The organism is Streptomyces sp. KL116D, assembly GCF_030766975.1.
Lineage (GTDB): Bacteria > Actinomycetota > Actinomycetes > Streptomycetales > Streptomycetaceae > Streptomyces > Streptomyces longispororuber_A.
The window spans coordinates 412,430-424,451 of the sequence record NZ_JASERH010000136.1 but is presented as its reverse complement, the minus strand read 5'-3'; the positions used below and the strand labels follow the sequence as shown (position 1 = coordinate 424,451).

General features: G+C 68.2%; 5 protein-coding genes and 5 pseudogenes. 7 read left to right on the top strand and 3 right to left on the bottom strand.

Annotated elements, in window-relative coordinates; translation table 11 throughout:
• Positions 1-281: 281 nt before the first annotated feature.
• Positions 282-449 (bottom strand): hypothetical protein, encoded by a 168-nt coding sequence (locus tag RBJ77_RS50615; protein WP_372351120.1) that lies wholly within the window; start codon positions 447-449, stop codon positions 282-284.
• A gap of 588 nt (positions 450-1,037) precedes the next feature.
• Positions 1,038-1,238 (bottom strand): hypothetical protein, encoded by a 201-nt coding sequence (locus RBJ77_RS50610; RefSeq protein WP_372351119.1) that lies wholly within the window; start codon positions 1,236-1,238, stop codon positions 1,038-1,040.
• Positions 1,239-3,634: 2,396 nt separating this feature from the next.
• Here RBJ77_RS50610 and RBJ77_RS50605 point away from each other — a divergent pair.
• The 7 genes and pseudogenes from RBJ77_RS50605 to RBJ77_RS50575 all read left to right on the top strand — a co-directional run.
• A pseudogene (locus tag RBJ77_RS50605) lies at positions 3,635-3,982 on the top strand (transposase); the annotation flags it as partial.
• A gap of 123 nt (positions 3,983-4,105) precedes the next feature.
• Positions 4,106-5,304 (top strand): annotated as a pseudogene (locus RBJ77_RS50600) (RNA-guided endonuclease InsQ/TnpB family protein).
• 748 nt (positions 5,305-6,052) lie between these two features.
• The gene (locus RBJ77_RS50595) at positions 6,053-6,427 is read left to right on the top strand and encodes an SDR family NAD(P)-dependent oxidoreductase (RefSeq protein ID WP_372351118.1); all 375 of its coding nucleotides are present in this window, start codon (positions 6,053-6,055) and stop codon (positions 6,425-6,427) included.
• An 11-nt stretch (positions 6,428-6,438) separates the two neighbouring features.
• The gene (locus tag RBJ77_RS50590; RefSeq protein WP_372351117.1) at positions 6,439-6,981 is read left to right on the top strand and encodes a hypothetical protein; all 543 of its coding nucleotides are present in this window, start codon (positions 6,439-6,441) and stop codon (positions 6,979-6,981) included.
• Positions 6,982-7,647: 666 nt separating this feature from the next.
• A pseudogene (locus tag RBJ77_RS50585) lies at positions 7,648-8,863 on the top strand (cupin domain-containing protein).
• A gap of 53 nt (positions 8,864-8,916) precedes the next feature.
• Positions 8,917-9,772, top strand: a pseudogene (locus tag RBJ77_RS50580) (sucrase ferredoxin).
• Positions 9,769-10,035: a DUF1257 domain-containing protein gene (locus tag RBJ77_RS50575; protein ID WP_372351116.1), complete on the top strand. Its 267-nt coding sequence runs from the start codon at positions 9,769-9,771 to the stop codon at positions 10,033-10,035. Before RBJ77_RS50580 ends, RBJ77_RS50575 begins: the two are co-directional and overlap by 4 nt.
• A 129-nt stretch (positions 10,036-10,164) precedes the next feature.
• On the opposite strand, the pseudogene RBJ77_RS50570 reads toward RBJ77_RS50575, so the two are convergent.
• Positions 10,165-11,644: pseudogene (locus RBJ77_RS50570) on the bottom strand (non-reducing end alpha-L-arabinofuranosidase family hydrolase).
• Positions 11,645-12,022 lie beyond the last annotated feature (378 nt).

The window sequence follows — 12,022 nt, the reverse complement described above, 5'->3', positions numbered from 1 at the left end:
GCGAGACGGCGTCCGGCGAACCGGCCGTCCTGCTCCTGCACGGTGACGAGGCGGAGAAGGACGCGCTGCTGCTGCTGCTGCTCAAGGCCGGCGACGTCCCGCCCCAGCGCCACGGGAGCTGTTCACAGCCCCGTCCGGGACATGCGACCCGCGCCCATGGCGCACCGACTCGCTCCCCGGACGGACCAGGGGGCTGTAGCTCAGCGGCAGAGCGAGTGCCTTAACAGCGCATCCATGGTGCTGGTTCGAATCCGGTCAGGTCCACTCCGCAACTACCAGCCTCACAGGTTTTGCTTTGCTGCCCTTACTAGATGAGCAATGCCATCCCGAGTGCGCGTCCTTCGCTGATCCAGCTCCGGCCGGTGGTCTGTTTTGTGCACGTTCGTGATTTCAGCAAGTAAGCCTTCACCCTTGCGGCTCAGCTCTTCGTTGTCGGTGAGCATCTGCATCCGGAACAGAGCCTCCTGGGCCTTGGACCTGAGGTCATATGCCCGGATCTGCACAGCCTCAGCGGCTTCCGGAGGGGCTGCTCATGCGTACAGAACCACAGGTGCACGAGACATCGCCGGTAGTTGACCAAAGCTGCTGCGTAGGCCGTGTGTGCGTCCAGCCGTTCCTGACGCAGCTTCTCGCCCCGTGTGAACTGGTGGCCTCTCTCCGAGGTGCGCCGCTGAACCCCCAGGGTGATACCCGAACCGAGCAGGGTGCCTAAGACGGCGATGGCACTGGCGATTATGGCTTCCACCCCAGTAGAAGACCACGGCTGAAGTGGCTCCGTGATCGATTTTTGCAGGAGCAGCTGTCGTAAGCGCTGGGGAGCAAAACCTCTCTGTGAGACAGAGCTTGTGGCCCCACCGAGCCTCCGCCCACTTCTGACGTCGATCTGCATCGCTGGTTCGGCACGCAAACCAGCTGGGCTGACCAAGACCCCGATCGCCCGGCCTGGCACGACGCCCCGTCAGTGAAGAGGATCCGCGAGGTGATCGCGGCCAACCCACCACTGGGGGCGCCGTGAGCCCGAGGAAGGCGAGATCCGGTCAGAGAATGAAGACGCTCTGTGCGGTCTCGGTGTGGTACGTCTCGCCCGGGTAAACCAGCCATTCCACGGAGCCGGTGCAGTCGGGGCCGCTGTGAACCTCCACGATGGCGTCGGTGTTGTTGGCGATGGAGGTTGGGAACCAGTCCACCGAGTAGCAGCCGCTCGGGTCCGAAAAATCCTGGCCGTTGATGGTGAGCACCCCTCCTGCGGCATGAGCCGAGGCGGGACTGAGACAGCGAGAAGAGCCGATGCGGCCATGGTGCCGAGCACGGTGGTCATGCGACGAAGGTTCATGATCAAGTCAACGCCGGTCACCAGCGACGGTCACCCGCGCATTGCGGTGAATTCGTTGCAGCCCACGCCAATCCTGAACTCCCCTGCCCGGTCGGCATTTATGTGAGCCATGACCCGGTGGATCATCGTGCGGGATCTCTGCGGCAGGGCCTCGTAGCCGCGTGTCAGGCGGCGGTGCTGCACTCAGCCAGCCCCATGTCCGCTCGGTGGCACCGTTTGCTCAGCGGCTCGAATCCCCGCCAGCCCGCGGCCGCCGCACGACCTCCACATCGATGCCGAGCCCGGCGCCGCGGTTGAAGAGTGCTGCTCTGGTAGCCGCCGTCGGCCCAGAGTCGCTGTTGGAAGGAGAGCGTGCGTGATCCTCGCCGACACGGAGGCTGCGGCGCTCTACGCTGGTCGGTCGCGTGAAGTTGTGTACCGCTGAAGACGCGAGGGCGCCGCGTTACTGACCGCCGGGATGAGCAGCGTCGAGGTAAGACCTGAAGGAGCTGCCTGCGCATCGTCCAGTGCGAGCCGCTCCCGAGCCCTCCGTCGTTCGCGCGCGCAGGCCGTCTGAGTAGCGGTACTCAGGCGGAGACGAGCCGTGCGGCTGCAGCCTGAGCCCCATGCACTCTGCAGCGGGTGTTGACGATGCTTGGTGGCGCTCTGGATCACGCATGCTCGACATGCGTGCTTGACCTCGGATATGCGATCTACGAGGCGCATTAGAAACTTCGGCCGTCCGAGGGGCGTTCGGGTGTGCTGCTGCGCGCGTCTCAGCGCGTGCTCCTGGCTGTCTTCGCAGCCTGCCTGCGGTGCGGTGCTGGGCTTCTACCGTGCTGGCACCGCGAACGGCTGCTGCAACTCAGATGGCGCTGGCTGGGCTGATTCTGGTGGCGCGCCTGCTGGCCTGGGGGCTCGTCTGCATGAGGCTCGTCGCAGGGCTGTGCGGCGTTTAGAGCGTCGTCGCCTGCGCCGGGAACGGCGCCGCTGGCGCATGGCCGCTAGTGCACGAAAGGGGCATTGCTCGACGTGGTAAACGAGTCAGGTGCGCTGCGCCGTACCAGGCGTCCTCTGGTGGGCCTGGGCCCTGACGGGTCTTCAGCCCGCGAGAGGCGGGTCCCTGCTGTGCAGCAGCGCGGCACACCCATTCCTTGCCGCCGAGACTGGCGGCGTTTTTCGCCCGCAGACAGGCGACCGGCACGAGCGGCCAAGACCGCATAGGGTCGATCCGTATGGGGCGCGACCGCGCGAGCACGGCCGGCGCCGCAAGCCGAAGGCCCTGAAGACCCAGCTGGGCGATCTCGATGACGGCCTGCAGCGGGCGTCGTCGGCACGGGTGTGGTGGTGAGCGGCGCGGGCGGCGCCGACGCCGCGCCCGCCAGCGTCTGGGGTGAGGTCGCCGCATGCGAGTCCAGCGGCAACAGGCACATCAACGCGGCTTAACGGCTGCTGCGGCGGACTCCAGTTCCGGCGCGTCGACCTGGCGCACGTGTGTGGCGGCGCCGATACGCGAGCCGCGGCCGACCTCGCCACCAGGTGCAGCAGATCCTGATCGCGAGCGGCGCTCGCACTCGCAGGCGGAGCGTGGCCCGTGTGCAGCGTCAGGGCCGGCCTCACTCATGGCGGGCCAAGTCTTGCAAGAGCGCCCACGGTGCAGAAGGCGGTGCCACCAGCCGGCGTCGGCGAGCCGAGCCGAAGGTGGTGGCGGGCACGGCGGCCAGGGCCGTGGGCTTCAGCCGCTCCAGGTCGGCACGTGCCTACCGCCCGGGCGTAGCAACGGCGTGCTACAGGCTGCTCCGCTTCGCCTCGGCGGCATGGCGGTACGCGGGCGTGAAGACATCGCACCGCCGACGCGCAGTGGAACGCTTGCCTCAGGTGGTGCACCTGAAGGCGCTGCGCGGCGACCTGATCGCACGGTCAGAGGTGCAGCGTCTGGCCGGGGTAGTCACCACGAGTGCCGACCGCACCAACGAACGCTCCATCACGATCGGGTGACCAACCGGTAGAACCGCGTCCGTGGCAGCTGCGTTCTACTGGCAGGACCGGTAGCGGTATCCGCGCCTGGACGTGATTGCCCTTCCGGTCATCGAAGGTGTGCTTGCACCGAGTTCCGCTTGATCCTGAAGGTGTACGACTCGCCCCGGAACTCAGGAACAAGTCCTAGCCGCGTGCAGTCGACCTGCCGGTCTGAACGAGCTTCTTCCCCATCAGCTGATCTAGCGAGGGACTCGTGCCTTTAGGTATGATGGAATCGCTTCTCAGGGCTGCTCTGACCTCAACTGTCCTCACGGGTATGCACTGTTGACCTCAGATAACTAGATGCGTGTCGTGTGTATAGTGATCGCCGTGACGGTGACGCGGAAGGTTCGCCGGTACTCCGGCGGCGTGTACGCACGCTTGGGGCTGCACGTGGTGTGGTGCCCGAAGTACCGTCGCCGGGTTCTGGATGGCCGTGTCGCGCTGTCCGGCCGCGCTGAGCTGGTCGAGGCGAAGGCGGCAGAGAAGGGCTGGGAGATCATCGCCCTTGAGGTGCTGCCCGATCACGCATTGCACCTGTTCGATCAAGCACGAGCCGAAGGCTCTGCGTCCTACGTCGCTGAACCGGTTCAAGGCTTCACCTCCCGCGTGCTCCGTTCGAGTTCCGCACCTGAGGAGTCGCAGGTGCACGCTGCTGGTCGTCAGTCGTTCTTCGTCGCCTCGGTCGGCGCGGTCAGCGCGCGGACACGGTGCGAGTGCATCAACGCCCGAGTGGGAACGGCCCTGGACGAAGAAGCAGAAGGAGGGACAGGCGTGATACGCGCCTACAAGTTTCTCCTTCGCCCCACTGTCCGCCAGCGCCAGGCGCTCGGCGAGATGCTGCGGATCACTGCTCGCTCTACAACGGCGCCTTACAGGAACGCCGCGACGCCTATCGGCATGCCTCGAAGACCAGTATCAAGTACGGGCAGCGGTCCGCGCAGCTCAAGGAAATCGCGCCTTCGACCCGGAGCGTCAGGGCCGCTGGTCGTTCAGTTCGCAGCAGGCCACCCTGCGCCGTCTCGACAAAGCGTTTGCCGCGTTCTTCCGCCGGGTCAAGTCCGGCCACCCGGGCTACCCGCGCTTTCGCGTGAACTGGTTCGACACGGTGGACTTCCCCAAGGACGGCGACGGATGCCGCTGGGACTCCACCCCGCACGACCCCGTCACCCGCGTGCGCCTCCAGGCGTCGGACACGTCCGCGTGCACCAGCACCGGCCCGTGAAGGGTCGCGTCAAGACCGTCAGCATCAAGCGCGAGCGGTCGGCGGTGGTACGTCATCGTCGCCTGCGACGAGGTGGCCGCCGAGCCGCTGCCCGCCACGGGTACGGCGTGCGGCATCGACACGGCGTCACGCATTTCCTCACCACCTCCGAGGGTGCGCACGTCGAAAACCTCCGGCCCGGCAAGCGCAACGCCGACGCCCTCGCCGAGGCTCAGCAGTGCCCTCAAGGCGTTCCCTCGTCGCAAGCGGGAGAGCCGCACCACCAAGCACCGCCGGGCCGTGGAGAAGGTTGCCAAGCTGCACCGCAAGGTCCGCCGTCAGCGCCTGGACCGCGCGCACAAAGCCGCGCTCTGCCTGGTCCGCGACTACGACCAGATCGCGCACGAGCGGCTGAGCATCGCGAACATGGTTCGCACCCCCAAGCCGAAGCCCGACCCCGAGGCCGGAGCGTTCCTGCCGAACGGCGCCGCCTCGAAGGCCGGACTCAACCGCGGCATTCTTGACGCGGGTTGGGGGGTGTTCCTGGGCATCCTCGCGCAGAAGGCTGAAAGCGCCGCTCGCGTACTGATCCCGGTGGACCCCCGCAGCACCTCGCGCACCTGCGCCCAAGTGCGGGCACGTGGACGCGCAGAACCGCGACGGCGAGAGGTTCCAGTGCACCTCATGCCAGCACATCGACCACGCCGACCGCGTGGGTGCCTGGAACGTCGCACTCAGGGCCGGGCTGGTCCTTCCCGACGTGGCATAGCCACCGACAGGAGAAGCCCCGGATTTATCCGGGGAGGAGTCACGTAGAAGAAGATGTCTGCGTCTGCGGCGCTGTTGTTCACCTTCCGGATCCGCCAGTTCAGGTCCTTGGTCGCCTGCGAGGTTTTCGGGCCGAAGATGCCGTCTGCCATGGCGAAGGTGAACTGTGACCGTCGCTGTCGTACTCGGCGCCCTCGGCCCAAAGGATCTTCTGCCAGAAGCAGGCGGCGTTGGAGGTCGCGAACGTGGAGATGTCGATCCTGCCCTCGCCGTTGAGATCGTCACCGTACCGTCGTATCCGCGGATCCATCCGTCAGACGTCTTGGCCTCGGCAGGAACCGTGGATGCGGTCAGTGCGATGCCCAGGACGGCGAGGCTGGCGAGCGACTTCTTCACGTGGTCCCCCATGCGTTGTGTGTGCGTCGAGCCGGTTGCCGCGGTGCGGCAGATGCTGCTGGTCACTGTGGAGACCTCTTTGCGCGCTGAGAACCTGGAACTATTCAGGGTTGACCCGGGAGGAGAGTGCGGAACCCTGGCTCTCTTCGTGGTCATCGGCCCGCCCGCCGCGGGCAAGAGCACGTGGGTCAACGAGCGCGCGAAGGGCGGCGAGCCGATGCCGCTGCGGGTGTCCTCGCTGCCGAATCCGTACTGTCGGTCGCATGTCGGCGATATATCGGTGACTGGTGACATCGTGGTCGTCGCGTTGCTCTTCCGAGCAGCCTCCGCCGCGTCCCACGGGAGCTTCCGCCATGTCTCAACCCGCATCCACCACCAACCGCGCGTACCTGATCACCGGTGGCAACGCGGGCATCGGGTACTTCACCGCCGAGCAGCTGGCCGGCACCGGTGCCACGGTCGTGCTGGGCAGCCGGAGCCCGCGGGCGGGCCGAAGCCGCCCTCGACGCGATCCGCGCGCGCGTGCCCGGAGCTCGGGTGCGGTCGGTGCGTCTCGACCTCGCCGACCTCGGCTCCGCTTGCAGGCGACGGCGGAAGCGCTGGAGGTGGAGCACCTCGACGCGGTGGTCCACAACGCCGGCGTCCTCCTCGAAGAGCCGGAGCGGACGGAAACGGGGACGGCAGCGAGACCCATTTCGGCATCAACCACCTCGGGCACTTCGCGCTGACCCACTGGCTGATGCCCTTGCTGGAGGCCGCGCCGGACGCCCGCATCGTGACCGTCGGCAGCTTCGCCGCCAAGTCGGAGCACCTGGACCTGGACGATCTGCAGACCCGCACCGACTACCGGGCCAAGCGCACCTACGCCCGCTCGAAGCTGGCCCAGATGTACTGTCGGGCTCGAGTGGACCGTCGCCTGCGCGCCGCGGGCAGCACGGTGTCGAGCATGGTGGTGCACCCCGGCGGGGCACTGAATGCACTCACCCCGTCGCGGCCACCTGTCCACGTAAGGCAGGCCGGGGCGGCACTGCGCGCGGCGCCCGCCGCCCTCCTGCTTCAGGGCAAGCACGCCGGGGCCCGGCCGGCGGTCCGGGCGGTGCTCGATCCGCGGATCGCCGGGGGTGAGCTGTGGGGCCCGCGCATCTTCGGCCTGCGGGGCCGCCCCGCACCGCGAGCGGCTGTGGGCGCAGCTGGAGGACCGCGAAGCAGCACGTCGCCTGTGGGATGCGAGCGCGAAGCTGACCGGTGTCTGACCGGTGTCGCGCCTGCCGCCGGCCGGTAGTCCCTCGGGGCGCCATGAGGCCAGCCGCGATGCAGGTCGGACGCGTGGCGGCCGGGGTTCGGGCGGAGTGAGAGGGTTCCGTCGCCGCCCGACGCTCCAGTTGCTGGTGGGATTCGGATGGGCCAGTTTGGTTGGTGTTGTGGGGGTTACTCAAAGCGTTGCCCGTCTGAACCATCCCACCCTCAGGAGGAGACATGACGAGCCCCGATCAGGACCCGAACCAGAACGAAGGACCTGCGGACGGCGGCGCCTCCGGAACGCCGGGTGTCCATGACGGCGGTGCCGATGGTGGGGCGGAGGGCCCCGCGGACGAGTGGCGCCTCCGGTACGCCGGGCGTTCAGGACGGCGGTGCCGATGGTGGGGCGGAGGGCCCCGCGGATGGTGGGGCGGCGGGAACGCCGGGGTGTGCGCGACGGCGGTGCTGACGGTGGAGCAGGGAGGGCCCGGCCGACGGTGGCGCCTCCGGTACGCCGGGTGTCCATGACGGCGGTGCCGATGGTGGGGCGGAGGGCCCCGCGGATGGTGGGGCGCGCGGGTACGCCGGGTGTGCACGACGGCGGTGCTGACGGTGGAGCTGAGGGCCCGGCCGACGGTGGCGCCTCCGGTACGCCGGGTGTCAGGACGGCGGCGCCGACGGTGGGGCACGGCGAGTCCGGCAGCGGCGCTTGAGTATCCCCGCCGCGGACGTCCAGGACGCCGCCACCCGGCGGGCCGCGGCGTCCTGGAAACTCGGCTGACCAACCTGAGCCGGCAGGATTTCGCCCACGACGTCTGGGGGCGCGCGCCCTGCTCACCCGCGCCCGCGGCGACTTCACCGACTGTTCTCCGCCGACGCGGTCGATGAGCTGGTCTCACGGCGCGGGCTGCGTACGCCCTTCCTGCGCGCGTGGCCAAAGAGCGAGCGCCACGCTGCCGGAGCATCGATTCACCTCGCCCGGCGGCGTGGGCGCCTCGATCGGGACCAGCTCGACGACACCGCGCTGTGGCGCAGCTTTGCCGACGGCGCCACGTTGGTCCTCAGGCGCTGCAGCGCACCTGGGAGCCGTCGCCGACTTCAGTTCCCGCCTCGGCGTCGAACTGGGGCACGGTGCAGGCCAATGCCTACGTCACCGCCGCAGAGCCGAGGGTTCGACGACCACTACGACGTGCACGACGTCTTCGTCACCTGCAGGTCTCGGGCAGCTCAAACGCTGGATCATCCATGAACCGGTCCATCCCAGACGCTGCGGGACCAGCCCTGGACCGACCGTCGCTCGGACGTGGCGGAGGCGGCGAGCGCGAAGCTCACCTCGGCGCCGTGCTCACTGCCCGGGGACGTCCTCTATCTGCCGCGCGGTTGGTTGCACGCCGCCGAGGCCCAGGGCGCCGTCTCGATCCACCTGACGCTGGGGTCCACAACTGGACGCGCCATGCTCTGGCCGAGCAACTCGCGCAGTCGGCCTTGCAGTTGCTGCGCGACGACCCCAGATGCGCAGATCCCTTCCCTGGGAGCTGACGGGCCCAGGGCGAGGACGACCTCGCCACGGTCCGCGCTACGCCTCATCGCGGCACTGGCGGAAGCGGACGCCGCGCCGCAGTTCCCATCGGGCCCGGCGCCGTCAGGCGCGCCCGGCACCGCTGGGGCCGCTCGCCCAGCTTGCGGCCGTCGACGATCTCGCGCCCGCCACGCAAGTGCGGCTGCGCGACGCCCTGGAAGCACGGCTCGAAGGGCGCCGTCTGCACTCGCGTGTCGGCTGGCTCGACTTTCCGGACGAACAACTCCCGCTGGTGGAAGGCCTGTTGGAAGGTCGGGTGCACGCGGCAGGCGACCTTGGCATGGATTTCGCCGACAGGCTGCTGCGCGCGGGCGTGCTCGTGCCCGCCGGACCACCTGGACCATGACGTGACGGGAGGAGACGCCGCGGCAAGGTTCTTGCTGCGCGGACGCCGCCCGGTTGCGCGGTGACGCACTCGCCGGCACGGCACCGTGCGGCGTCACCTGGATCCTCATCGAGTACCTGGCGGGCTTTCGGCCGCCCAGCGCTCGACGGCCTGCCGCTCCAACCCGAAACCAAACAGCTCGTCTTCAACGCGGCCCACGCCATGAGGGCACGCATACTGCTCGTCCGGCGCCACCACCGCAGCAGGGCGCCCGAGCGGACCCCGTGGCTGGGCCGTCCTGCGCTACGCAGACGACGGCACGCACCGGCGAGACCTGGGGCACCTGGCAGCGGGACGAGGACCTGGTCGGTATCGTCTGACGCGCTCGCCGCTCCCGGCGAGACCGGCCGCCCGGTGGTCCTCGTCTGCACCCATGGCCAACACGACACCTGCTGCGCCGTGCGAGGCGACCGGTGGCGCGGGCGCTGAGCGAGCGCTGGCCGGAGCTGGTCTGGGAATGCACACACGTGGGCGGTGACAGGTTCGCCGCGAACGTCGTGGTCGCCGACGGCGTCTACTACGGCAATCTCGATGCCACCTCGTCCGTCACCGCGATCGCGGAACAGTTGGCCGACCGCGTGCACCCGGACCATCTGCGCGGATACACGAACCTCTTCCCGCCCCAACAGGCCGCTGTGGCAGCAGGGTCACTGAGGGAGTTCGGACCGGCGGGCCGCCATCACTACGTGGTGGAGGACACGGCGCGATTCGGCGACCGCTGGAACGTCCGCGTCACCGGCCGGACGCCCGGTCACCGGTGTACGACGTCGAGGTGCGTTCCTACCGCACTGCGCCGCGGCAGCTCACCTGCCGGGGATCTCGATGAGTTCAGCGGTGGTCTACGAGAGCCGGTTGAATCCCATCGAATGACGGTGACCCCGAGGGCGGCATCAGGTCGTCGTCCGCACCGCGAGGACTCCTTCGGATTCAGCCGCGGCACTGACGGCACTTACGAGATCGTCGACGACGCCACCTCGACGCGCCTGCGCGGCGACCGCTGGCAACAGCGGCTGGCCCGCGCCTACGGCCACGCCGCCGCCCTACGCTACGCGGCAGAGCGCGGTTTCGAGATCACCGAGGACGCCGAGCAGCCCGACGGCGGTCGCCGACTGCTGCTGCGCCGTGTCGTGTGACCGCTCCGCGACGACCGGTCCGCACAGCGAGGACCGGGCGGGCGACCGGCCGGTGCCGTCCGGGTACAGATCGACGATCTGTGCCCGGACGACGAACCGTGCTCATGCACCTGACTACGGCCCAGCTGGTCAGCGCTGCAGGGTCAGCAGACCGGGACGGTAGGGCAGGAGGCCGTAGTCACCGCCCGAGCTGGGGCTGCGCCCTGGTAGAGGAGTTGCAGGTTGCAGGGATCGACGGTCATGGTCTGATCGGCGCTGGTGCGGATGAGTTCACCGTGGCTGATGTCGTTGGTCCAGCCGGCGCCGCTGCTGGCCTTGCCGGCGAAGGGATTGCTCTCGGTCGCGGCCTGGGGCGTCCACGAGCCGTTCAGGCTGGTGGCGGTGAACGAGCGGAAGTAGCGCCCCTGCGGCCGATGGCCTCGACGATCATGAGGTAGCGGTTCTGGCCCTGCAGCTGTGGACCTGCGGGGCCTCGAACAGGTTGTTCGTCGTATCGCTCATGACCACGGTCGAGTTCGTGCCGAAGCTGCCCGGGAAGTTCCCGATCGGCATGCTGGCCCGGTAGATCTTGCCGTTGTCGCCGGCGAAGAACAGGTACATGTTCGTGCCGTCACCGATGAGCGTCTGGTCGATGGGCCCCGTTCCGGAGTCGGAGATGCTTCCGGAGAAGAGGACCTGCGGGGACGACCAGCCATCGTGGGATTGGTGGGGTCGCTCGACGTCCGGTAGGAGAAGGCGGTCCCGCCCCACTGGTAGGTGAGCACCCAGATGTTCTTCGGAGCGAAGTAGAAGAGCGTCGGCGCGACGGTGGCGGACGACATCTTGTTCTGGCCGGCCGAGGCCATCTCCGACCAGTTGGTGAACAGGTCGAAGTTCATCGACCCCCAGCTGGTGCCCGTGTCGTGCGTCGTCGCGTAGACGAGTTGTCTGCCGTTGTAGGGGACGACGGTGAAGTCCTTGAGCGAGACCCATCCCGACTTGGGCTGTGCCAGCGCGCCCGTCGATGTCCAGCGGTAGGTCGACGGAAGATCGCACGCTCCGGTGTCGTCGTCGCCGACCTTGACGAGCTGCCACTGCTGGTTCGTGCCGCCCCAGTCGTCGTGCACTGGACGACGTTGGCGTTGTCGGCGGTCGAGGCGCCCTGTACTTCGAGGGCCTTGTTGCTGTGCCGCGAGATCAGCCGCACGTAGCCGTCCGAGCTGTCGGCCAGCCGCCACTGCTGGTTGGTGGCGTTCAGGTCCGCCCACTGGACGATCGAGCCGCCGTTCGCGGTGGACCAGTTGTAGACGTCCAGCACCTTGCCGGAGAGACGGGACTTGATGCGGTAGTAGCCGTCGCCGGTAGGGACGAACTGCCACTGCTGCTGGTCCTGGTCGTTCCTGGACCACTGGGTGATGCGGGCGCCATCGGTGGTCGCCCTGTTGTAGACGTCCAGGGCCTTGCCGCTGTTCCGATTGACCAGCACGTACGAGGCGTTGGTGTCCACGGTCGCCGCTTCGGCGGGCTGTGCGCCGAGGAAGGCGGCCACGAGCAACAAGGGTGAGAGGACGGTGAGCAAGCGTCTGAGCAGGCGCCTTGGACGGGCCGGGGATGGGCTGCGAACCCACATCAGGGGGCCCTCCTGGGGATGGGGGCGAGATGAATGAGCGGAGCGGCCGCGCGACGGTAGTTTCGAAGACTTTTCGGAAAGTTCTCGGATTCTGTGACGCCACAAGTTAGGAACGAGAGGCTCTCTGGTCAAGGTCTGTCACAGAGCTGTCCGTAAACAGCGGGTGGCCCAAGGGGGCCTGGGAGAAGGCAAGTTGAGGAATATGCCATTCGCGCACTTGCCCCTGCCCTGGTTCGACCTGGCCTGCTGACGTCCTGCGAGGTCGGTGCGAGGGTTCGCCCGGCAGGCCCGATCCGACCTTGAAAGTTTCGGTCGAGTACCGGAATTTTTTCTGCGGGGAGTATTGACGGTTCACCGCCAACTCCTCAATCATCCCTG

Bases quoted from the DNA above. Each gene is read 5' to 3' on its own strand.
- RBJ77_RS50615 (WP_372351120.1), bottom strand. From the start codon at position 449: ATGCAGATGCTCACCGACAACGAAGAGCTGAGCCGCAAGGGTGAAGGC.
- RBJ77_RS50595 (WP_372351118.1), top strand. From the start codon at position 6,053: ATGTCTCAACCCGCATCCACCACCAACCGCGCGTACCTGATCACCGGT.
- RBJ77_RS50590 (WP_372351117.1), top strand. From the start codon at position 6,439: ATGCCCTTGCTGGAGGCCGCGCCGGACGCCCGCATCGTGACCGTCGGC.
- RBJ77_RS50575 (WP_372351116.1), top strand. From the start codon at position 9,769: ATGACGGTGACCCCGAGGGCGGCATCAGGTCGTCGTCCGCACCGCGAG.